Annotated in this window: 23 protein-coding genes; 14 read left to right on the plus strand and 9 right to left on the minus strand. The window is 56.5% G+C overall.

The features are described from left to right. The first annotated feature begins 136 nt into the window (after positions 1-136). The 4 genes from rho (at position 137) to mobA (ending at position 4,100) form a co-directional block, all read left to right on the plus strand. A complete protein-coding gene (gene rho, locus HNQ59_RS03900; RefSeq protein WP_184035496.1) occupies positions 137-1,393 on the plus strand; it encodes a transcription termination factor Rho in 1,257 nt (418 codons plus the stop codon). 139 nt (positions 1,394-1,532) lie between these two features. Beyond that, positions 1,533-1,745, plus strand: coding sequence for a 50S ribosomal protein L31 (gene rpmE / locus HNQ59_RS03905; protein WP_184035499.1), 213 nt, complete (start codon positions 1,533-1,535; stop codon positions 1,743-1,745). Positions 1,746-1,857: 112 nt separating this feature from the next. Further along, a complete protein-coding gene (locus HNQ59_RS03910) occupies positions 1,858-3,513 on the plus strand; it encodes an ArnT family glycosyltransferase (protein ID WP_184035502.1) in 1,656 nt (551 codons plus the stop codon). Further along, complete coding sequence (mobA, locus tag HNQ59_RS03915) at positions 3,510-4,100, plus strand: molybdenum cofactor guanylyltransferase MobA (protein WP_184035505.1); 591 nt, start codon at positions 3,510-3,512, stop codon at positions 4,098-4,100. The genes HNQ59_RS03910 and mobA overlap by 4 nt, the downstream gene beginning before the upstream one ends. A 171-nt stretch (positions 4,101-4,271) precedes the next feature. Here the strand turns inward: mobA and HNQ59_RS03920 are convergent, their stop codons facing one another. Then, entirely contained in the window at positions 4,272-5,078 is an 807-nt protein-coding gene (locus tag HNQ59_RS03920; protein ID WP_246490838.1) for a class I SAM-dependent methyltransferase, read from the minus strand. A 170-nt stretch (positions 5,079-5,248) separates the two neighbouring features. Between HNQ59_RS03920 and HNQ59_RS03925 the strand changes: the two genes are divergently transcribed. Further along, on the plus strand, positions 5,249-6,472 hold the full coding sequence (locus HNQ59_RS03925) for a citrate synthase family protein (protein WP_184035508.1): 1,224 nt from the start codon (positions 5,249-5,251) through the stop codon (positions 6,470-6,472). A 32-nt stretch (positions 6,473-6,504) separates the two neighbouring features. Here HNQ59_RS03925 and HNQ59_RS03930 read toward each other — a convergent pair whose 3' ends face one another. Beyond that, entirely contained in the window at positions 6,505-8,391 is a 1,887-nt protein-coding gene (locus HNQ59_RS03930) for an ATP-binding protein (protein WP_184035511.1), read from the minus strand. 760 nt (positions 8,392-9,151) lie between these two features. Between HNQ59_RS03930 and phbB the strand changes: the two genes are divergently transcribed. Next, positions 9,152-9,889 carry an acetoacetyl-CoA reductase gene (gene phbB, locus HNQ59_RS03935; RefSeq protein ID WP_184035514.1) on the plus strand — a complete coding sequence of 246 codons (738 nt, stop codon included), beginning with the start codon at positions 9,152-9,154 and terminating at the stop codon, positions 9,887-9,889. Between the two features lie 119 nt (positions 9,890-10,008). On the opposite strand, the gene HNQ59_RS03940 is transcribed toward phbB, so the two are convergent. Further along, a complete protein-coding gene (locus HNQ59_RS03940; RefSeq protein ID WP_184035517.1) occupies positions 10,009-10,341 on the minus strand; it encodes an SCP2 sterol-binding domain-containing protein in 333 nt (110 codons plus the stop codon). A gap of 122 nt (positions 10,342-10,463) precedes the next feature. Then, positions 10,464-11,630 (minus strand): GNAT family N-acetyltransferase, encoded by a 1,167-nt coding sequence (locus HNQ59_RS03945; RefSeq protein WP_184035518.1) that lies wholly within the window; start codon positions 11,628-11,630, stop codon positions 10,464-10,466. A 247-nt stretch (positions 11,631-11,877) separates the two neighbouring features. On the opposite strand from HNQ59_RS03945, the gene HNQ59_RS03950 reads away from it, so the two are divergent. From HNQ59_RS03950 to HNQ59_RS03960, 3 genes are read left to right on the plus strand one after another with little or no spacing between them, the layout of a single operon-like run. Then, complete coding sequence (locus tag HNQ59_RS03950) at positions 11,878-13,482, plus strand: NAD+ synthase (RefSeq protein WP_184035521.1); 1,605 nt, start codon at positions 11,878-11,880, stop codon at positions 13,480-13,482. A gap of 2 nt (positions 13,483-13,484) precedes the next feature. Then, a complete protein-coding gene (locus HNQ59_RS03955) occupies positions 13,485-13,721 on the plus strand; it encodes a hypothetical protein (protein ID WP_184035524.1) in 237 nt (78 codons plus the stop codon). 49 nt (positions 13,722-13,770) lie between these two features. Continuing rightward, positions 13,771-14,109: a P-II family nitrogen regulator gene (locus HNQ59_RS03960; protein WP_184035527.1), complete on the plus strand. Its 339-nt coding sequence runs from the start codon at positions 13,771-13,773 to the stop codon at positions 14,107-14,109. 342 nt (positions 14,110-14,451) lie between these two features. Here the strand turns inward: HNQ59_RS03960 and HNQ59_RS03965 are convergent, their stop codons facing one another. The 5 genes from HNQ59_RS03965 to flgA form a co-directional block, all read right to left on the minus strand. Next, a complete protein-coding gene (locus HNQ59_RS03965) occupies positions 14,452-14,673 on the minus strand; it encodes a hypothetical protein (protein ID WP_184035530.1) in 222 nt (73 codons plus the stop codon). Next, entirely contained in the window at positions 14,640-15,611 is a 972-nt protein-coding gene (corA, locus tag HNQ59_RS03970) for a magnesium/cobalt transporter CorA (RefSeq protein ID WP_184035533.1), read from the minus strand. The genes HNQ59_RS03965 and corA overlap by 34 nt, the downstream gene beginning before the upstream one ends. Positions 15,612-15,759: 148 nt before the next feature. Next, the gene (locus HNQ59_RS03975) at positions 15,760-16,206 is read right to left on the minus strand and encodes a flagella synthesis protein FlgN (RefSeq protein ID WP_184035535.1); all 447 of its coding nucleotides are present in this window, start codon (positions 16,204-16,206) and stop codon (positions 15,760-15,762) included. 10 nt (positions 16,207-16,216) lie between these two features. Further along, positions 16,217-16,528 carry a flagellar biosynthesis anti-sigma factor FlgM gene (gene flgM / locus HNQ59_RS03980; RefSeq protein ID WP_184035538.1) on the minus strand — a complete coding sequence of 104 codons (312 nt, stop codon included), beginning with the start codon at positions 16,526-16,528 and terminating at the stop codon, positions 16,217-16,219. A gap of 162 nt (positions 16,529-16,690) precedes the next feature. Further along, positions 16,691-17,371 carry a flagellar basal body P-ring formation chaperone FlgA gene (gene flgA / locus HNQ59_RS03985; RefSeq protein WP_184035541.1) on the minus strand — a complete coding sequence of 227 codons (681 nt, stop codon included), beginning with the start codon at positions 17,369-17,371 and terminating at the stop codon, positions 16,691-16,693. Positions 17,372-17,482: 111 nt separating this feature from the next. Between flgA and HNQ59_RS19795 the strand changes: the two genes are divergently transcribed. From HNQ59_RS19795 to HNQ59_RS04005, 5 genes are all read left to right on the plus strand, one after another. Then, entirely contained in the window at positions 17,483-17,608 is a 126-nt protein-coding gene (locus HNQ59_RS19795; protein ID WP_281397172.1) for a hypothetical protein, read from the plus strand. Between the two features lie 96 nt (positions 17,609-17,704). Further along, positions 17,705-18,058 carry a hypothetical protein gene (locus HNQ59_RS03990; protein WP_184035544.1) on the plus strand — a complete coding sequence of 118 codons (354 nt, stop codon included), beginning with the start codon at positions 17,705-17,707 and terminating at the stop codon, positions 18,056-18,058. 213 nt (positions 18,059-18,271) lie between these two features. Further along, positions 18,272-18,961 carry an SIMPL domain-containing protein gene (locus tag HNQ59_RS03995; protein ID WP_184035547.1) on the plus strand — a complete coding sequence of 230 codons (690 nt, stop codon included), beginning with the start codon at positions 18,272-18,274 and terminating at the stop codon, positions 18,959-18,961. A 249-nt stretch (positions 18,962-19,210) separates the two neighbouring features. After that, entirely contained in the window at positions 19,211-20,326 is a 1,116-nt protein-coding gene (zapE, locus tag HNQ59_RS04000) for a cell division protein ZapE (protein ID WP_184035550.1), read from the plus strand. A 249-nt stretch (positions 20,327-20,575) separates the two neighbouring features. Then, positions 20,576-22,177, plus strand: coding sequence for a sensor histidine kinase (locus tag HNQ59_RS04005; protein WP_184035553.1), 1,602 nt, complete (start codon positions 20,576-20,578; stop codon positions 22,175-22,177). Positions 22,178-22,206 lie beyond the last annotated feature (29 nt).

Here is a 22,206-nt window from a genome sequence, read left to right on the forward strand (position 1 = left end):
AATTGAGCAGTTCCGCATCCGGGACTGCTGGCTCACAAAGCCAGGCCCTCCCGGATACCAGCTTTCCCCCGCATCCCGTAACCAGTTACCGATACATCCCGCTAACCCTCCCTTTTTCCGTATTCACGGCGAAACCATGCATTTATCTGACCTGAAGCATTTGCACGTCTCGCAGCTCGTAGAAATGGCAATTTCCAACGAGATCGATGGTGCCAACCGCCTGCGTAAGCAGGATCTGATTTTCGCTCTGCTTAAAAATCAAGCCAAGAAGGGCGAAAGTATTTTTGGAGAAGGCACGCTGGAGGTGTTGCCAGATGGCTTCGGCTTCCTGCGTTCACCGGATACCTCGTATCTGGCTGGCCCGGATGACATTTACGTCAGTCCGTCCCAGATACGTCGCTTCAACCTGCATACAGGCGATTCGATTGAGGGTGAGATCCGCACCCCCAAAGAAGGCGAGCGCTATTTTGCCCTGGTCAAGGTCGATAAGGTCAATGGAGAGCCGCCGGAGAATTCCAAGCACAAGATTCTCTTCGAGAACCTGACGCCATTGTTCCCGACCGAGCCGCTGAAGCTCGAACGCCCCATTTTGGGTGAGGAGAACAATACCGGCCGCGTGATCGACATGATCGCGCCAATCGGGAAGGGGCAGCGCGCCTTGCTGGTGGCACCGCCGAAGTCAGGCAAGACTGTCATGCTGCAGCATATCGCTCATTCGATTTCGCACAATCATCCTGAGGTGTCTCTGATTGTGTTGTTGATCGATGAGCGCCCGGAAGAAGTGACGGAGATGCAGCGCTCGGTAAAGGGTGAGGTGGTCAGCTCGACATTCGACGAGCCAGCGGCTCGCCATGTGCAAGTGGCTGAAATGGTGATTGAAAAGGCAAAGCGCCTGGTTGAGCACAAGAAAGATGTGGTCATCCTGCTCGATTCGATCACGCGTCTCGCACGCGCTTACAACACGGTTGTGCCGGCCTCGGGCAAAGTGTTGACGGGTGGTGTCGATGCCAATGCGTTACAACGGCCCAAGCGTTTCTTCGGTGCGGCACGGAATATCGAAGAAGGTGGATCGTTGACGATCATTGCAACCGCCCTGATCGATACCGGCTCACGCATGGATGACGTGATCTATGAGGAATTCAAGGGCACAGGCAATATGGAGATCCACTTGGATCGTCGGATGGCTGAAAAGCGGATCTACCCCGCCATCAATGTCAACCGCTCGGGTACGCGTCGCGAAGAGTTGCTGATTCCTCAAGATCAGTTGCAGAAGATCTGGATCTTGCGCAAGCTTCTTTATCCGATGGATGATCTGGAGGCAATGGAGTTCCTGTTGGACAAGATCAAGGGCACCAAGAACAACAGCGACTTTTTTGATTCCATGCGTCGTTGAGGGTGCTGAAATGGCGTAGCGGTCGGGTATTCCAACCGCTTACGCTAAATACTTGCCAAATCCGAAGGTGTCGCGGATAATTCCGCGTTTTGATGCAGCTCAGGCAAAACCCCTGGGCCCGATTTTAAGGACTTGAATCATGAAACAGGGCATTCACCCCGAATACGCAGAAATTACCGTTACCTGCTCCTGCGGTAATTCCTTCCAAACTGCTTCTACCATGAAGAAAAACCTGCATGTGGAAGTTTGCTCCGCCTGCCATCCTTTCTACACTGGTAAGCAGAAGATTGTTGATACCGCAGGTCGTATTGACAAATTCAAGCAAAAATACAGCATGCTGGGCCGCAAGTAAGCGTTTCTTGCATACAACAAAAAGGCAGCTCAGGCTGCCTTTTTGCATTTCTGTCACCAGGCTGGCAGGCGTTGGGCTGCTATAATCGCGCCAAACCTACACTTTTCATCGCATGCTGACTTATACCCCACAAGCAGAAGTCCTTTCCCCCAAGACACATGAACGCCCCTGGGCACTGTTCCTGTTATGTTTGATCTGGCTGTTGCCAGGCGTGATCGGCCATGCGCCGTGGAAGCCTGATGAGCCACACACCATTGGCATCATCCATGCCATGCAACAGGGGCATTGGTTGATACCGCAGCTGGCTGGGCAGCAGACCTGGTTGGATGGCCCCCTTTATTTCCAGTTGACTGCTGTACTGGCTGGCTGGCTGGGTGGGTGGTTGGCGCTGCATGATGTGGCCAGAGCGCTATCTGCTGTTTTTGTGGCGTTGGTGTTGACTTTTTGTGGTGGTATTGGCCGCGAGCTGATCGGTCGCCGTTTTGGCCGGGTAGTCGTCATTTTGATGATTGGGTGTTTAGGGCTGATCGTACTTGGCCATACTGCGATATCGAGCACCGCCACGATGGCAGGTTATGCTGCTGCTTTCTACGGGATGAGCCTGTTCAAGCGGCGGTGGATTGGGGCCGCGCTGGCACTTGGCCTGGGAGCGGCACTGGCTGCGAATACCGGATCTTTGCACGATGCGGTGGTCATCTGGGTGATCGCAGGGCTCTTGCCTGTGTGTTTTGGTCATTGGCGTGACCGTGCTTATGCAAGGGTGCTGATCTGGGCGGTGGTCTTGGCGGCTCCTGCCATGCTGATCTGGCCGATGATGCTCTACCAGCATTCACCGGCGCTGCTGGGGGCGTGGTGGAAAGGTAGTGTATTGGGTCGTTTGTATGGCAACGGTGCGGCACTGCATTGGGGGGAGCTGGATTTCTATCTGCGCACCTTGCCCTGGTTCAGCTGGCCTGCATTGCCCATCGCGGCTTGGGCGCTATGGGATGGCCGCTTGACAGGATACGATCGGCCCGTGCTGCAGTTCTCGGTATTGGCTTTATTGGTGATTGCATTGGGTTTGGTGTTGTCACCGATCGCACAAGATGACTATCTGTTGCCGCTGTTGATCCCAATCTGTGTGCTGGCGGCCTCGGTGGTCGATCGCTTGAAGCGTGGTGCGGCGGCTGCGCTCAATTGGTTCGGGGTCATGACGTTTGGCATGTTAGGGCTATACATCTGGCTGGGATGGACTGCCTACATGACCGGCATCCCACCCCAGCTGGCAAGACGTGCGGATAAAGTCATTCCAGGGTTTATCCATGCGTTTTCGATCTGGGACTTGCTGATTGGCCTGGCCCTGACTGCAACGTGGATCTGGGCAGTGTCCAGGCGTCGCCAGATGGGCCGTCAGGCGTTGAGCAGCTGGGCGAGTGGGGTGGCGCTCTGCTGGAGCCTGCTGATGTTGCTGTGGCTGCCCGGCATTGATTGGGTCAAGGGTTATCAGCAGACCGTGGCCAGCATGAAGCAATCTTTGCCCGCTCAATATCAATGCATCTCGACTGACCGCATGTCCGCCGATATGGCTGCATTGTTCAATTACCACGGTGGGCTGGCAGTGCGGTGGGGGGCCAACGAATCATGTGATCTGATGCTGGTGATGGGTACACGGGATGAGGTGCCGCCAAAGGGACATTGGCGCAAGCTATGGGAAGGTGCCAGGCCAGGTGATGGGCGTGAGCGGCTACGTCTGTATCAGCAATTTGAACCAGCCAGCATCCGCTTATGATCCGCTGTGACACCAGTGCATTGATCCTGGCGGGAGGGCAGGGCTCCCGCATGGGGGGTATCGATAAGGGCTTGGTTCGCTTGGTTGGTAAGCCATTGATTGAGTGGGTGATTGAAGCGCTTCGCCAGCAGGTTGGGGATGTTCTGATCAGTGCCAATCGATCGGTGGATCAATATGCCACATTGGGCTATCCGGTACTCCAGGATGCCATGCCAGGCTTTCCGGGGCCATTGGCAGGGGTGATGGCGGGCCTGGGTGGCATGACAACCGATGAGCTGCTGGTGGTGCCTTGTGATGTGCCATTGCTGCCACGAGACTTGGTGTTCAGAATGCGCCCCTTACTGACACCGCAGACTGATTTGGTGGTTGCGGCAGATCCGGAGCGCATCCATCCCGCGATTTTTCTATGCCGCGCCCAGGTCAAGGCTGCGCTGGCAGCCTATCTGGCCCAAGGCGGGCGCAGTGTGCGCGGTTGGCAGGCCACATTGAATACGGTGACCTGCCCATTTGAAGATGCCTCGGCATTCAGCAACCTCAACAATATGGCGGATCTTGAGCGCACCGAGCAGCAGCTGCGTACCCGCTAGGCATTGTTCACCGGGTTTCATCGCCAGTTGGTGCGTAGAGATTGGTACGGCTGTGTGATGCGTTGGGGGCACCAGGCCCTGGATCACAATCACACAACCGTTTCGCAGCCAGCTACCCCAATACAATGATCGACCTGCGCCCACCGCTTGATCGCGGCTGATTGCAACGCCTTATGTAATCGACCGGCCATACAAAGCAAACGCTCGGTGCGGAAGCAGATACTGCCCATCGGCAGTGTCTGGTGGGTATTTGGCGAGCAGCTCGGCATGCGCCTCATCAAAGCGCGTCACTGCCTCTGGCGAGAGGCTGGCGGCAACCCCGGCGCTGGCGCGAATCCGACCACGCCAACGCTCGGCGGTGTAAGCGACTGGTACATCGAATGAGAACGATGCCTTGTTGTGGAAGCCCGCCAGGGCAAGCTCTTTGAACCACGCACCGTAAAGGCCATCACCGCCCCCCATGGTCCATGCTGGGTTGTGCTGGCGGATCAGCGCTTCCGTTTGGGCGATGATTGGGTGCTCTTGTGGCAGCCAATCAAAATGCGCAATGATCAACCAGCCACCAGGCTTGAGTAGCCGCCGCGCCTCATCTGCCGCCGCCTGGCGATCAAACCAGTGCCAACATTGCCCTGCAATCACTGCGTCAAATGCGGCAGAGGGCAGGCGGGTCGATTCGGCTTGGCCTTGCGTCAATGCGATGGTGACGGATTCACGGGCGCATGCTTCTGCGGCTTTCTCCAGCATGCCTGCAGAGATGTCCAGCGCGGTCACCCTGCACCCCGCCTTGGCCAGTTGAATCGCCAGCGTGCCGGTGCCAGTGCCCAAATCCAGCACAGATTGGGTGGGGCGAATCAATTGCAGAGATTGCAAATGATCCACAAAGGCAGGTGGAAAGCCTGATCGATGCTGCAGATAGTCACCGGCGGTGCGTCCGAAATCCACCCCTACCATCGGGGGCGTGCTGGGCGAAGCAGTCATGAGTCGTCTCCTGAAAGATCACAAAGGAAACCGGCGCCGGTCGGTGGTGATGGTGGCGAGCTTGCCACCATCACGATCAGATCTGCTTGGCATTTAAGCGCCAGCGTGATGTTGGGTCAATCTTGATTGGGAAAATCAACCATGCCGATGTTCGAAGTGAGGGCTTGCCCATGAGTGTGTTATTGACCACCGAGGCCGCCGCCAAGCTCCTGGGGGTGACCCGGCAGACCTTGTATGCCTACATCAGCAGAGGTCTGCTCCAGCCAGCGCCGGGCGCGCAAAAAGGCGCAGGCCGGTTTCGCCTGCAGGATATAGAGCGCCTGCAACTGAGCCGACGCCTAGGCAAGCGGCCAAAACTGGCGGCACAAACTGCTCTGGATTGGGGGCTGCCAGTGTTGCCCTCGTCACTGACGCTCATCGATGGTGGCATGCTCTATTACCGAGGGCAGGCGGTCACGGCGCTGTTGGCTGATCAGTCGGTGGAATCGGTTGCGTCGCTGCTTTGGGATGTGCCCATCGCCCCTCAGACATGTCCGGACTTGCCCGCGACAAGCGAATGGCTGCAAACCGCCATGGCATTGGAAAAGATGTCACCTGCGCGGCGGGCGCTGGTTTTGTTCCCGCTTGCCATGGCAAGCTGCCGCGCAGCTGATCTGGATGGGGGCGGGTTCGTTGGCCTGTACGCCCATGTGCGTTGGATGCTGGCCAGCCTGTTGGGTGTGGCACCTCAGCCCATGCCGCTACACCAGATGGCATCGACAGCCTGGCGGATCGACGACCCGGCAGGGCAAGGGTTGATCCGCCAAGCCTTGATTCTATGCGCAGATCATGAGTTGAATGCATCCAGTTTTGCGGCGCGTTGTGTCGCTTCGACAGGCGCCAGCTTGGATGCGGCCTTGATCGGTGGCCTGGCTGCCTTGAGTGGCGTCAGGCACGGCGCGGCCACGCATCAGGTGGAATCCTGGTGGCACCCGCATCAACCTTGGGAACATGTGCTGGCGACCTGTGCTCAGGCGATGTCCCCAGCAGGCAGGCTGGCCGGGTTGGGGCACCCGCTCTATCCCAATGGTGATCCGCGCGCCCAAATGCTGCTCTCTGCCTTGCCCTGGGAGCACGAGGCCAATTGCCTGGCGCGTGGCCTGTATCAGCAATTCGATGAATACCCCAGCGTGGATTTTGCCCTGGTTGCGCTTTGTCGATACCTTGGGTTGCCTGCGGGCGCGGCGTTCATCTTGTTTGCCGCCGGGCGCACCATCGGCTGGCTGGCACACGCATTGGAGCAGCGGCAAGACGGTGGGCTGATCAGGCCCCGTGCTGCATACACCGGCCAGCCACCAGCCTTTGCACAGACAGCTTCACCGGTCGAACCAGGTCGGATCGTCCGGTTTCGGTAGTACAAGGTGGATGGCGGTCAGCAGATCAATGCTCAGGCACTTTCGACAGGAGCGGCTATCGCATCCTCGCTGCTTGCCTTGGGGTTGGCTTGCAAGGTGAAGAAGAAGGTGGCGCCTTTGCTTGGCTCCGCCTCGGCCCAGATCTCGCCGCGATGGCGGTGGATGATGCGCTGCGCAGTGGCCAAGCCCACGCCGATCCCTTCGAACTCCTGAACGGTGTGCAGGCGTTGAAATGCGCCAAACAGTTTGCCGGCCAGCGACATATCGAAGCCGACCCCATTGTCACGGACGAAATAGATGCGACGGCCATCAGTGTCTTTGACACCGAATTCGATTTCCGGGTTGGTGGCTTTGCTGGTGAATTTCCAGGCATTGGACAGCAGGTTATACAAGGCGGAACGCAATAACTTGCCATCTGCGTGGACATACACCTCCGGTGCGATGCGCAGCTCGACTTTGCGATTTGGCTCATTGGCCTGCAGCTCTTCCAGAATCGATTGCACCAACAGGCTCAAGCTCAACATTTCCAGATGCATTTCACTTCGTGCCAGACGGGCCAGGTTGAGCAAGGTATCGATCAGCTCGCCCATGCGCTGGGTGGCACGCCGCATCCGCTGTACATAGTCACGTCCCTGGTCATCCAACTTGTCGCCATAATCCTCCAGCAGCGCCTGACCAAAGCCATCCACCGTGCGCAGGGGAGCGCGTAAATCGTGCGATACCGAATAGCTGAATGCCTGTAGCTCGTTGTTGGCGGAGGCCAGCGCAGCCGTGCGGGCCTCGACCAGCTCTTCCAGATGCTCGCGGTAGTGAACCAGCTGTTCCTCGACCTTCTTACGTGCGCCGATATCGATCAGATAGCCCTGTAGATATTTTTCACCGCTCTTGTCCGTCAGGACCGAAGCAACGAGCGACACCCACACGTTGTGGCCATCTGCCGCCAGCAGTCGGCATTCGAATTCGCGGTCGCTCTGCTCGGGTGATGTCTCACCGAAAATCTGGTATGCAAAGTGGCGGTCGTCAGGGTGCAAGTAGCTGGTCAGGAAGCCTTCCTGATACCACATCGACAATGGGTAACCCAGCAGCGACTCGGCCTGGGGGCCGACGTAGCTGAAACGCCAGGAGCCGGACTGCGCCTCCCACGGGATCACCTTGGTGGATTCCACCAAGCGACGGTAGCGCTCCTCGCTGATCCGCAGTTGGTTTTCCACCTGCTTGCGCACCATGATATCTGCTTCCAGTGCCTGATTTTTGCTTTCCAGCTCGGTGAATAAAGTCTGCAGCGACTGTCGGGTCGTCTCCAGGCTGCGGCCTAGCGCTCCGAATTCATCCTTCCGTTCCCACAGGAATGGCTGTTCCAGCTCGCGTTGCGCCAGTTTGCGCGAGTCGGTCATCAGGCGGCGCAATGGCTCCAGCACCCGCAATTGCATCAGGATCAAGATCAGCGCCAGGCTGACCAGCAATTGCCCCGCAACTGTCAGTAGGAATTTGTTGCGATCATCGCGCAACGCCGCTTCCAGCTGGCCGCTGTCCACCTCGATGGTCACGACACCGATCTCGCTGCCCTGGTAGACCACCGTCTTCCGAAGGGGAGGGATCAGGATCTGGCCGCGTCGGCGCTCAGGCCGCTCTGCTTGCAGAAAGGTGCCCAGTGCCGGGTCGGTCACCAATACCCGGACGACGCGCTCGTCGTCCATGATGGAATTCAGTAGCGGCATGCCCGCATCCGCACTCAGATTCCACAATGGCTCTTGCATGCCCAGCACGAGAATCTCGGTCAGTCGCGCATGATCTTTCTTCAATTGCTCGATCAACGCCGTGCGCTGGCCTTGTAAAGTAATGAAGCTGATGATTGCAGACGGAATCAGAAGCCCCACGATGACAGCCAACACAATGGCACGCCGCACCGTCATACTCATGTTTAGTCTCACTCCCCGGAAGCCCGATCAATGGGTTTTCTCAATCCGTCCTGATTGACAGGTGATCAGATGGATGCCTGATCACCGGATGGTACTTGCTGCCAGCTCTTAGCACATTATAGACAGCGAAGACGACAATTCATGGTTGAATGGGGCATGGCGGACGCGCGGGCATCCGACACCACTGGATGGCTGCACCCGGCCACCGCCTGCTCACCATACCGGATCAACCGCCCAGGCACACCCGCCAACCCATGGCACGCTTCAACCGCCTGCATTGGGATTGGCCGTATCCTGCCTATTGCACATAGTAAGCTGCTTCTAGGCCACGGCGCCAGCAATAATGTTCTGGAAGCCTTTGCTGGCGGGGCGTTGGAGCAAATCGCCCTGCTGGCTGATGCCTCGATTTGCATTGTCCATTTCTGTTGTCTACAACTAAAGTGGCACAGACTATGGTCGTTTGACACATTGTTGTCATCCGCACATGGCAACGTGCCGGGCTTGGGTGCTGCCGTAGATAGCACTTCATGGGCTGCGAATACAGACCCTATTGGCAGAGCCCGGCTCGCCAGCCAGTGTTGGTACTTAGCATTTTTCGAATGAAATCAACTTCAAATTGAGGGTTAGACCGGATAGGGTTTGACCGGATTTCAACATGATCTGGCGGGCTTGGATAATCAATCAAGGCCAGCCGGCAGTAAAAGAAGCGGTAGCCGTAGCTTTCTCAATGACACCAAACGACATTCAGGAGAGATAAAACATGGCACAGAAAATTGCACTCGTCACCGGCGGCATGGGTGGTATCGGAACGGCGATTTGCAAACGACTGGCAAAGGCAGGCTATCAAGTGGCAACCACTTATTCCACCCCGGGCAAGCACGAGGGTTGGTTGCAAAGCATGAAGGACGAAGGTTTCGATGTATTTGCTGTTCAGTGTGATGTCACCAGTTTCGAATCCTGCCAGGCTGCCGTAGCCAAGGTCCGGGAGGCGCTTGGCCCCATCAGTGCATTGGTGAACAATGCCGGCATCACCAAGGATGGCCGCTTCCAGAAAATGGACAAATCTGCATGGGATACCGTCATGGCGACCAACCTGGATAGCTTGTTCAATGTGACCCGTCAGGTGGTGGACGACATGTGCGAGCAGGGTTTTGGCCGCATCATCAACATCTCATCGATCAATGGGCAGAAAGGGCAGTTCGGGCAGTCCAATTATTCGGCAGCCAAGGCTGGCATGCATGGGTTCACCATGGCCTTGGCGCAGGAAGTGGCAAAGAAAGGGGTGACCGTCAATACCATCTCCCCAGGTTACATCGCCACTGAAATGGTCATGGCGGTGAAAGAAGAAATCCGCAACCAGATCATCTCAGGCATCCCGGTCGGGCGCCTGGGCAAGCCGGAAGAGGTTGCAGCTGTCGTGAGCTTCTTGGCTTCCGACGATGCGGCATTCATCACGGGTGCCAATATCGCGATGAATGGTGGGCAGCATATGTGCTGACAGCCCGCACAGCATGAAGCGACAGAGCCCGCCGATTGGCGGGCTCTGTCATTTGGGCTGGCGTATCTCTCCAGGCCGGGTTCCGCCAGCGCGAGCCGCGTAACCAGGCCAATGCGCGATCAAGCCAGACGAGTGAACAGCTGCATGAATGCCATCATTTCAGGCAGATTCGAAATCTTGATTTTCCCCATCATGAAAGCCATTTCGGGGCGCAGCTTGCCCAGCTCGATATCCAGATAGTCACTGGCTGCTGCAGATACGACACACTTGGCCTCACCCACCAGGCCGTCATCGACCTTGCATACGCCATCCGCCAATGAAACTGTATATTTGCCGCCGCCATCACCAGTCAGGTCGAAGTGGAAAACACTGGATTTTCCAGCTGCGTCGGCCACTTTCAAGCGTGCGGGCAAGCCTTGGAACAATTCCTGGATATTGGATGGCAATGACATTACGACTCTCCTTCGAAGTGCGGTGATGTGGGCAGCATGGGTGCCCAGGATAATTCAAACAAGTGTTTGATTGAATCGAATCATAGCCAACCCAATCAGTCGTCGCAAGTGGCTCAACCAATTTATTTGGCGGGTGACCGGTGGAATGGCTGACGTTCGTTGAGCTCGCTTGTGTAGGCGGCCATGCCATTACGTTCCTGAGCAAGATACTGACTCACCGCCTCGTTGAATTGTGCATGTTTCAACCAATGATAGGAGTGCGTTGCGGCGGGGGCCAGCCCACGGGCCAATTTGTGCTCGCCCTGCGCCCCGCCTTCAAATCGGGCCAGTGATCGTGCAATGCAAAAGCAGATCGGCTGGTAATAACACAGCTCGAAGTGCAGGCATGGAATGTGCTCCAACGCACCCCAATAGCGGCCATACAAGGCATCGTGCCCCTTTAGGCACCAGGACGTGGCGATGGGTTGGCCTTGTCGATACGCCACAAACATGACTGACAGATCCGGTGACTGTTCACCGAGCTGAATGAAGAAGTCCCGGCTCAGATAAGGCGTGGCATGGTGAAGCCGATAGGTGTGGGCATAGCAGCGGTGGAAAAATGTCCAATCATCCACTGTGATTTCAGGCCCGGTCAGGCATCGGATCTCGTCGATATGGACTTGCACCTTTTTGCGATCCTGATGGATCTTTTTACGCTTGTCGTGTGACATCCGGCCTAGAAAGTCTTCGAAATTGCCATAGCCCTGGTTGTGCCAATGAAACTGCACACCATCACGCCGCAAGCCACCCGCCGCAGCCAGCACGGGGTGTTCCTCTGCGACGGGAAACAGGATATGCAGTGACGACAATGTAGTGTCGTCCTTCAAGAGCGCCAACGCAGCGGCGAGGAGGTGGGAGCGATCAGCTGGTTGGCTGGCAAGCAGGCGTGGCGCACTGATGGGGGTGAACGGCAGCGCAGAGATCAGTTTGGGGTAATAGCGAAGCCCGTGTCGGTGATATGCATCCGCCCACGCCCAGTCGAATACATATTCCCCATAACTGTGCGTCTTGATATAGAGCGGCATGGCGGCAACCAGCGCCCCACCTTGCCACAGACTGGGGTAGACCGGCTGCCAGCCGGAATGGAGATTGGCTGCACCGGTTTGGTGCATCAGATTCAGAAAAGACAGGTCGAGTGCTGGGTGGCCTTGCGACAGCGCCTGCCAAGCGTCGTTGGATATCGACTCCAGCGAAGACAGGATCTCAAGCGTGGTTGGGGGGCATGTCGCGGCAGGTGGGTCAGACAACATCTACAGTATCCTGAAAAGGAGGAGTTTTCACCGGTTGGTGTACGCAAAGACGAATTGGCATGGTTCATGCTGCAAGCCATGGCTGATGGGCTGCCGGATGAGCGGGCCATACCCAAAACATCACTTGGCCAATGGTCTTCATCAGGTGATCAGGCAGCCGCCAATTTGTGGCCAGTCGCATGTAAAACCGCTCGCCTACTTGCTGTACGGCGATATAATCGCGATATATTGAGTCTTCGACAATTATATGAAACTTGCCATCGCACAATTCAATCCTACCGTTGGTGATCTTGTTGGTAATGCAGGCAAGATCATCGAGTATGTCCACCAGGCCCGCGAGCTGGGCGCTGATCTGCTATTGACCCCGGAATTTGCGCTGTGTGGGTACCCCCCGGAAGACCTGCTGCTCCGCCCCGCCTTCTATACCGACTGCGCCACGCAATTGGCGCGTGTGGCGATGGCCGTGCAAGACATTGCGCTGGTGGTGAGCTACCCGCTGCAGGAAAAAGGCAGGCGTTATAACGCTGCATCGGTGATCCGTAACGGTAAAATCATTGCCACCTACCGTAAGATCTCCCTGCCTAATGACGAAGTATTTGATGAGAAGCGATATTTTGATGCGGGCGGCGCACCCTGCGTGGTCGAAATCGCTGGTGTCAAAGTCGGCATCAATATCTGTGAAGACATCTGGCAGGCCCAGGCCGCTGCGCTGGCCAAATCCGCAGGGGCCGAGGTCATCGTGGTGCCCAATGCATCGCCATTCCATATCGATAAACAAAAAGTCCGTTTTGATGTGGTCAAGTCAAGAGTGGCACAGACCGGCCTGCCGATTGCCTATGCCAATCTCACTGGCGGGCAGGATGAGTTGGTGTTCGATGGCCAGTCATTCTTGATGAATCGTAAGGGAGAAGTCGTCGCGCAGCTCCCGATGTTCGATGACGCCATCGGCCTGTTTACCTATGAACATGGCGATTGGGTGCCGGCAGAGGTGCCGCCCGCGCCCTCCATCGAAGCACAGGTGTACAAGGCCCTGACGATCGGCGTGCGTGACTATATCGGGAAAAATGGCTTCCCCGGCGCGCTGCTGGGCCTGTCCGGCGGTATCGATTCCGCATTGACGCTGGCGGTCGCGGTCGATGCCTTGGGCCCGGAACGTGTCCATGCCGTAATGATGCCCTCACAATACACCGCAGGCATGAGCGTGGATGACTCACGCGAAATGGTAGGTCTGTTGGGAGTGAAATACAGCGAAATCCCTATCAAACCGGTGTTTGACAGCTTCTTGTCGGCATTGTCCGGCGAATTTGCAGGGCTGGCTGAAGACACCACAGAGGAAAACATCCAGGCTCGGGTCCGTGGCACATTGCTGATGGCGCTGTCCAACAAGACCGGGCGCTTGGTGTTGACGACGGGCAACAAATCCGAGATGGCTGTGGGCTATGCTACTTTGTATGGCGATATGGCTGGTGGATTCGCTGTGTTGAAAGACGTTGCCAAGACCCTGGTCTATCGGCTGTCCAACTACCGCAATACCCTGTCAACAGTGATTCCCGAGCGCATCATTACCCGACCGCCAAGTGCGGAGTTGCGTGAAAACCAGACCGACCAGGACTCGCTGCCACCCTATGATGTACTGGATGGCATCATGCAGGCTTATGTGGAGCGCAATCAGAGCCCGCAGGAGATCATTGCGGAAGGGTATACCGAGGCTGACGTCAAACGAGTGATCAGATTGATCAAAGTCAACGAATACAAACGGCGCCAAGCCCCGGTCGGCGTGCGCATCACGGCGCGCGGCTACGGCAAAGACTGGCGGTACCCGATCACCAACCGTTACTCTTCAGGAATGTAGCCATGCAGGACACCGAGCCAGACCAACCTGTGCCAGAACAGCTGCAAACAGGTGTGGAGTGCCCGGTGCCCGCCAGCCCCGACAGTTGGCGCTACTATGGCACCTGGTGTGGTTACTGTGAATTCTGCGGCGAGTACTTTACACTCACCCTGACCCCGCAACATGACCACGCCCGGTGCCCGTATTGCTTTGTAAAAAATGACCGGAACAAGTTCTGGCCGCAGTGGCTGGGTATATGAACTGTCATCACGACCTGTCCCGGCAAACATAAAAAATGGGAGAAACTGGATGAAGAAGATCGAAGCCGTCATCAAGCCATTCAAATTGGATGAAGTACGAGAGGCATTGCACGAAATAGGCATCACCGGGCTGACCGTGACGGAAGTCAAAGGTTTTGGCCGTCAGAAAGGGCATACCGAACTCTATCGTGGCGCAGAGTATGTTGTCGATTTCCTGCCCAAGGTCAAAATCGAAGTCATTTTGACCGATGCGCAGGTTGAGCCGGCAATCGATGCCATCATCAAGGCCGCGCGGACGGGTAAGATCGGTGATGGCAAAATTTTTGTCACATCGGTTGAGCAAGTGGTCAGAATCCGCACCGGCGAGACAAACGAGCAAGCGATTTGAACGGCACCAACCTGATGCCAGCCCTCGCGCAGCAAGGGCTGGCATCAGATCTTGGGTGCCGTGCGCCGTTCAATGGCGGGGGTGGAAATGCCAATTCTGTTGCGTCGTGATCAATATCTCTTTATAATGAAAAAGTTACTTAGTTGTTTCAAGTGACAAAAGCGCTATGCCATGGTGGCATGGTGGGCCGGAACGGGCTTGCGTACAGACTGTTGTCGCTCGTGGCCGGTGGTTGACCAATGAAATATGGCAAGGGTTGCAACCGCCCGCGTACAGCTAAACACCGAAAGGTGTGACGCCGAAATTGAAAGGAGCGAATCATGGGCTGGATCCTGTATTTGTTCAGACGCTGAACGAATCGGCTGAGAGCCGTGTCGCGAGCCGCGAGGTTTTCCCCGCGGCTTTTTTGTTTTCTGCATTCTGTATTCCAAGGCGCTCGGCCAAGTCTTGCTGGTGATGAGTTCCCGCATCATCGCTGCGGTGCTTGTTGATTGCATACCCACACTTGTGGCCCAGCAAATTGAGCGGGGCTACAACCAGCCAGCCTTCTTGAAGCGCCGCCATAAAATGATATCCAGAATGGCCATCAGCCCGAGCGACATCGGGTAACCCAGCGCCCATTTCAGCTCTGGCATCCCTTCGAAATTCATACCGTAGACACCGGCGATCATAGTCGGCACTGCAAACAATGCACCCCAGGCGGCCAGCTTTTTGGTGATGGCGGAGTCATCCAGCGAGATCATCGATAAATTGACCTGAATGGCGGTATTCAACATGTCACGAATGCTCTCGATGCTTTTGACGATGCGATCGAGATGGTCATAGATATCCCGATAGTATTCACCCATGCCGACACAGATGCTGGGCACGCGACCGCCATAGAGTTTGCTGACGGCCTCCAGGAGGGGGAGTGTTGCATGCTGAACAACCATCAGGTTGCGTTTGAGATCATAGAGTTCTTCGATGTTGGTCCTGGCAGAGGATGATCGCTCGAAAATGCGGTTTTCAATCGATTCAAGCTGCCGGTTCAGCCAGTCAATGATCGGGAAGTAGCGATCGACCACTGCGTCCATCAAGGCATACAGGACAAAGCCAGCACCGTGTTTCAGTAAATGTGGCTCGCTTTCACAGCGTTGACGTACATTCAGAAACCCAGCGGTACTACGGCTACGCATCGAGAGGATGAAGTTTTTGCCGACGAAAATGCTGATTTCACCGACACGAAGTAGGTCATCTTCGTCAACCTCCAGCATGTGCATGCAACAGAACAGCGTGTCCCGATATTCTTCTATCTTTGGGCGTTGATGGCCGTGCTTGGCGTCTTCGATGGCGAGTTCGTGCAAGCCGAACTCCTCCCCCATGGTGTCGATCTCTTGGTCGGTCGGGTTTTTCAGGGCAACCCAGACAAAACGGTCAGGTTCCTTGATGTGTTCGCTGATGTCTTCGATGGATAATTCAGTCAACTTGCTGCCATTTTGATAGGCGGCGCAATTAATCAGCATGGTGTCGTCCGGATGGATGCTTTGGAAAGTACAGCTATGCTTTGCATGTCAGCACTGGGGTGGGTCGAATTGTAGCTGCAAGGCGGCTTGGCGGAAATGGTGCCGCTGGAATCCACCTTGGTTTGGCTGTGGATTCGGTAATATGGGATCAGGCGGAGCCTAGTGTTCGGCCAGAGCCGAGGCTTTGCTGCTGGCCATCTGGCCCGTAGGTGGGCTGGCCGGTCTCCTGGCCGCGCAGGATGTGTAGCGCCTCGCGATTGTGTTGTAGTCGCTGATTGATCAATAGGCCATTGGATTGATTCAGTGCGGCTGCTCGATTGGCTCGCTCAGATAAGGCGGCCCATGCGGTGGCGATTGTGGGCTGTTGCAGAAAAAGCGTTTGTCGTGCGGCTGCATCCACGGGGAACCACACCAAACGTGCTTGTGACTGTTTGTCGATGTCTGCGACAAGGGTGCTTTTCTGGGTGGTCAATTCCGGTAGTGTGGCAATGCTGCCTGTCATCAACATCTGTTGCTCGCGCTCAAGGATGACCAGTAGTGCCTCCACCCCGGCCAGCTCGGCCCGAAGGGCCGCCAACATTGCTTGAGCATCCATGATGACGAGATCAATCTTCCCGCTTGGCCAGTAATTCTTTCACGCTTGCGACCAATTTATCGGCAATCACATCGGCGTTGATTTTGAAACGGCCCTCCGAAATGGCCTGGCGGATTTCCGCCACGCGTGCGGAGTCGACTGTGGGCTGTTTGTTCAGGGCACCTTCCAGCGCTTGCATCCGTAATGAAGTGGATGTCAATTCGACGTTGTCTGTGCGGGGCTTGCCACTGGTCTCGGTCGCGTCGGCTTTGGCGGGCAAGCGGGTAGTGCCGGGCTTGACCCCTGAAGGTGTGATCGGCTTGCCTGAGTTATCGACTTTCAAGATCGTGCTCCACTAAATGTATCAGCCAAGCAGGCTGATACCAATATGCTGTTACTGGAAACCATATCGGCACGATATGGGAAAACTTGAGTGACAGCTGGTTGGAATCGACCCATCGGATATCTTGAGTGTTGCACAAAGCGGACGAATTTAGCAACTCGCTCAGGGTGTCACAGTCACCTGGCCGACACCTGTCACTACGCCAGTAACCACCTGGCCGTTGTTGGTGCGGATGGAGACTGACTGCCCAAGCGCAGCTTGTCCGAGTGCTTTTCCCTCGCCCGAGACCTGAAAACCGTCCCCATTGACCAAGATCCTGACGCTTTGGCCTGGTTGAATGACGGCTGGTGCCCTGAGCATATCGGCCCGGAGCGGGATGCCTTGGCCAATGCCGACGACAGGTGTTTTGCCAAGTGCCTGATCGATGCTGCCAAGGGGGGGGGAGGGCAGTTGGCCGATCTCGACCCGCTGTAGTTGGACATCGGTGGCTTGGATCACCTCGCCGGCACGGATGGCGCGGCTGGCGACAACGGCTTGGCTGAACAGCTGGATATCCAGCGTGACATTGATGCTCCAGCCATCTCTGGCGCAGCGCACGCCAACGGTGCTGCGCCCGGACAGTCGGCCATTCGGTGGTAAATAGGCCTCTAGGCTGTCACAGGCTGGTAAGGATAGATTGGGGTCTAATTTGCGTGCGGTGATCTTGGCGTCGCTGTCAGCGAGCTGGCGTCGTGCAAATTGTTCAGCTGTGCGTGTCAGCAAGCTGAGGTCTTGCTTATCGGCAGCCTGACAGGTGATTCCCAGACCCAGCAAGCTGGTTAGAATGAGCGCGAAACGGATCATTTGTTGATTGTATGTCAAATCAGGTGGTGGAAGATACCAGCGATGTGCGTTGAAATGGCCCTCAGGCCTTGTTGTGCGGTGTGTTTTATGGGGTGGCGTGGTATTCTGTACATGGCAGTCATTCGATGGTTGGCAGCGGCAGAGCTGGATGGTGAGGTTTTTTGGCGCGACCTGCTCGGCTGCTTGTCGGTACTCGATCCTGTTGTTGGTATCCATGACAATTTGCAGGCCATGTGATGGGTGCTTGCGACCCATTGCTCAGCCCTTACCCGTTACAGATGATTGCAATGTTGCAATCGATATCTGTCGGGTGATGCAGGGAGTATTGAGAATATGTATGTAATCGATCGTAATGTTGCGGTGATCAAGCCGAAACAGCTGTTTCTGGAATGGCTCAACAAGCTGCCCGAGAACGATGTGCAATTGGCTTTGGACAATCTGCGCGCTGATTGCACGGTGTTGCTGATTCCGGAGTTCGAGGAGCCGGAGGAGGCGGTCTCATATATTGATGATATGTATGAGCAGATTTTCGAGGCGGAACTCGGCTCCTGGTGCACGGATCAGGCCATGTGGCCACGGGAGCGCAATCTGAAGGTGTTCTGGGAATGGTTTGATGTCGAGATCCATACCATGGTTGTCGATACGTTGGATGAAGATGTTCCCCCGACACCACACGATGTGCATTGATTGGCTCGTGCGCTGCTGACAGCTGTTCAGCTGCCGTGCAGCCAGGCCACCTACAATGAGCACGCTGGGAGGGATACTCGGTGGAAGTTGCCTGTAGCGGGTGATATTCACGGCTTCCGCCGCGTGCTTGCATGGACAATGCGGAGCCCCATCTGACGCCGAGCCTGGCCCGTACCGCACGGTTTATGCGGGATGAACATCTTGGGAGTTTCAATGCGCCATTTGACGATTGCAGCTTTGTGTGGCTTGGTGTTGGCGGGCCTGGCTCAGGCCGAGCCACTCAATTACAACGTGGTCAATCTACAGGCCGAGGCTCGACGAGAGGTGCCAAACGACCTCATGGCGGTGACCATGTTCACCGAGCAGAACGACGGCGATGCCAGTCGGTTGTCCGCCAATTTGAACAAAGCCTTGACCGCCGCGAAGGTAATGGCGGACGCCTATCCCAAGATCAAGTTCTACTCAGGCGAGAACCAGACCTACCCAGTGTACGACAACAAGAACCGTGCAACCGGTTGGCGTGGCCGTGCCGAGGCCAGGCTGGAGTGCCGTGATTTCAAACAGTGCGCGGAATTGATCGGCAAGATGCAATCGGTGTTGCAGATCGGGCAGTGGACGTTCTCGATTTCGCCTGAACGTCGGCGTGATGTCGAGAACGAGTTGATCGGTGATGCGCTACAGGCATTCAATCAACGGGCCGAGATCGTGCGAGCAAGCCTGAAGGCCAAGAGCGTCAAGGTGGTGAACCTGAACGTGAATGGCGGCGGGGGTGAGCCGCCGCCACCGGTCTATGCAAAGCGTGCCATGGCGATGGCCATGGAAGCAGCCCCCGCGCCAGTCGCGGAGGGGGGCACAGGCGCCATCACCGTCACGGTGTCTGGCTCGGTACAGTTGGTGGAATAGCAGTTCGTTACACCGCCCGCAGCCTGCCCCGGAAACGGCCAGGAGCAGGGGTGTGCAGGTCTGGCAGATAAGCGCCGTGCCGGAGGGTGGTTAACCCCTCAGGCTGATTGCAGCCTGCCGGTTCGGCGGGGACGGATCAGGGCGAGCGAGAGAAGATATTGAGCGGATTCTCGCGCAAGGCCGGTTATACTTCATCATTATCTGCCTACCTCAATGCCATGCTGGCGCTGTCTGGCGTGGCTTATTTTTATGTCGCAACACGTATTTTCCCCAGACACCGACGGGCAATTGTCGCCCGCACAATGGTATGCCGCTGCAGCCACCCGTGAAGGGTTCATTGCGGACGCCGCCCAAGCCAGCGCGATTCAACACTTGCAGACGTTGTATGAGGCGTTGCTTGAATTCAAGCGCAAGCGCCACCGACCATTCGGCAAATGGTTGCCCACGCCGGATCTGCCGCAAGGGCTGTATTTCTGGGGGGGCGTGGGGCGGGGTAAAAGTTTTCTGATGGATTCGTTTTTCAGCTGCGTACCATATAAACGGAAGGGCCGGTTGCATTTCCACCACTTCATGCACGATGTGCATGCCGAGATGCGCACGCTGAAGAATGAGCCAGATCCGCTGCAGACGGTCGCTGAACGGATTGCCAAAAAATATCGCCTGCTGTGTTTTGATGAATTCCATGTATCGGATATTGCCGATGCCATGATTCTGGGGCGGTTGCTGACGGCCTTATTCGAGCTGGGGGTGGTGCTGGTCATGACGTCCAATTACGAGCCGGATGGCCTTTACCCGAATGGCTTGCAGCGTATCAATTTCCTGCCGACCATCGATCTGCTGAAAGCACACTTGAAGGTGGTGAATGTTGATGGGGGCAATGATTACCGCCTGCGCAGTCTGCAACGGATCGAAACCTATCTGAGCCCTGTTGGGCCAAGCACCCATGGCCAACTCGACCATGCCTTCAATGAGGTGGCAACCGCTGCGGATCTGAAGCCGGAAATCGTGTTGGAAGGACGTAAGATCAAATGTGTGCGTCACGCGCCAGGGGTGATCTGGTTCGATTTCATGGAAATATGTGGCGGGCCGCGCTCCCAGACCGATTACCTGGAAATCGCACGTGAATACTCGACCGTCATCGTGTCGGATGTGCCGCGCCTGTGCGAGAAGGATGCGTCTGCTGCCCGCAGGTTCACCTGGCTGGTGGACGTGTTTTACGACAGCCGCGTCAAGTTGATCCTGTCCGCTGAGGTGGCGCCTGACGACCTGTATACACAAGGGGTGCAGGCCAGTGAGTTCTTCCGCACAGCCAGCCGTCTGCAGGAGATGCAGACAGCGGAGTATCTGGGCTTGGCGCATCGCTGAGCGGGTGCGGCCAAGATCGTGCCCGGTCACTCTCCATCCGCCCTTGGGCTGACATGTCTTGATCGGTGCATTGGGGTGTGGCCCTGATCCACAGGGCATCAATATTTGAATGTGTGGATGTTTGAAGGGGTGGCCTGTATGGTATGCCACGATGGTTTGCATTTTTAGGAAGCCAGCGCTGGCGCGCTTTACAGCCAAAAATTTCACCAACGACAGGCCCAGCAGCTATAGTGTTTGCAAGGGGGATGCATGCACTCAATCCGGTTTCGTTTAAGCGTCCTGTACATCGTCGTGGTGACGCTCATCTTGGCCATTTCCGGCGCTTACTCGCAATACCAGCTCTCCAAAGAGCTGGAGCAGCGGTTTGATCAGCTGCGCCACGGGGTGGTGACCCGGCTGCAGATCAGTTTGCCTTCGGCGTTGTGGGACTTGGATGAGGCGAAGGTCAACAGCATCATCGAAGCGGAGATGTTGCCCGTCGAGGTACGGGGCATCCGGGTTTTCGACAGTGCGGTCAGCCTGTTTGCCGGCAAGATGCGTGATGAGCAAGGCAAGATTGTCACGGTCAAGCCGCAGCTGAAGATCGACGGTTTGCCTTACGAAAGCAATCTCTACTTCCGCAGCAATGTCGAGCGGGGTAATGATGATGCAACGCAGCGTGCCTTGGTGGGCAAGGCTGTGGTGTATTTCTCGCGTGAAAAGATCGATGCCACCTTGACCGCCGAGCTGATCCGCAAGCTGATCGAAGTGGTGGTGGTGGACTGCGTGCTGCTGTTTGCCCTGATCCTCAGCCTGCGCCTGGTGTTCGATCCTTTGGCCCGCTTGCGGGATGCGCTTTTCGATCTGGCGCGGCATGATAGTGATGAGGTGGAGGAGTTGCAGGAGGAACGCCGTGACGAGTTCGGTGATGTCATCCGTGGCTTCAACAGCATTCAGCGCAAGGTGAAAAGCGTCATCGAGCGGCGGCGGCAGGCCGAGGAAGAGGCTCGTTCTGCAGAGGAGGAGGCCCGTCAGGCCACCCGCAAGGCAGAATCGGCGCTGGAGGAGCTGAAAGAGGCGCAGGAGTCGCTGCTGCAATCCGAGAAGCTGGCATCGTTGGGTGGCTTGGTGGCTGGCGTGGCGCATGAGATCAACACGCCGGTCGGGGTGACCTTGACCAGTGCCTCTGTGTTGAAGCAGGCGTCGGAGCAGATTCGCGCGGTGATGGCTTCCGGCCAGATCAAAAAGTCGGAGATCAATGCCTACATCGATACGGCGGATGAAAGCGCCAGATTGATCATGACCAATGCGGATCGGGCGGCACATCTGATCCAGAGCTTCAAGCAGATTGCGGCAGACCAGACCAGTGAGATCCGGCGCCAGTTCGATCTGAAACAGTACATTGAAGAAGTCATCACCAGTCTTCATCCCAAGATCAAGCACACACATGTGACGGTGCATGTCCTCTGTGAGCAACGGATCGAGATCGATGGCTATCCGGGTGCCTTTGCGCAGGTCATCACCAACCTGATCATCAATGCGTTGACCCATGCCTTTCCCGATGAGCGGGAGGGGCGCATCAATATCCATGCAGACTTGATGACAGATTGGGTGGAGGTGCGATTCGAAGATGATGGCGTGGGGATTCCACAGGAATTCCAGGCCAGGATTTTCGATCCGTTCTTCACCACCCGGCGCGGCCAGGGCGGAACGGGCCTAGGGTTGAACATCGTCTACAACATCATCACCAAACAATTTGGTGGCACGATCCATGCCCGGAGCGAGGTGGGTAAAGGTACCGCATTCATTTTGCGCTTTCCGCTCACAGCACCAGAGGGCAACAGCAACAGTATTGGCCTGCCCAGAGTGTGACGGGGCTGGACGCCTTGGCCTGCCTACAT

Source organism: Chitinivorax tropicus (assembly GCF_014202905.1).
GTDB lineage: Bacteria > Pseudomonadota > Gammaproteobacteria > Burkholderiales > SCOH01 > Chitinivorax > Chitinivorax tropicus.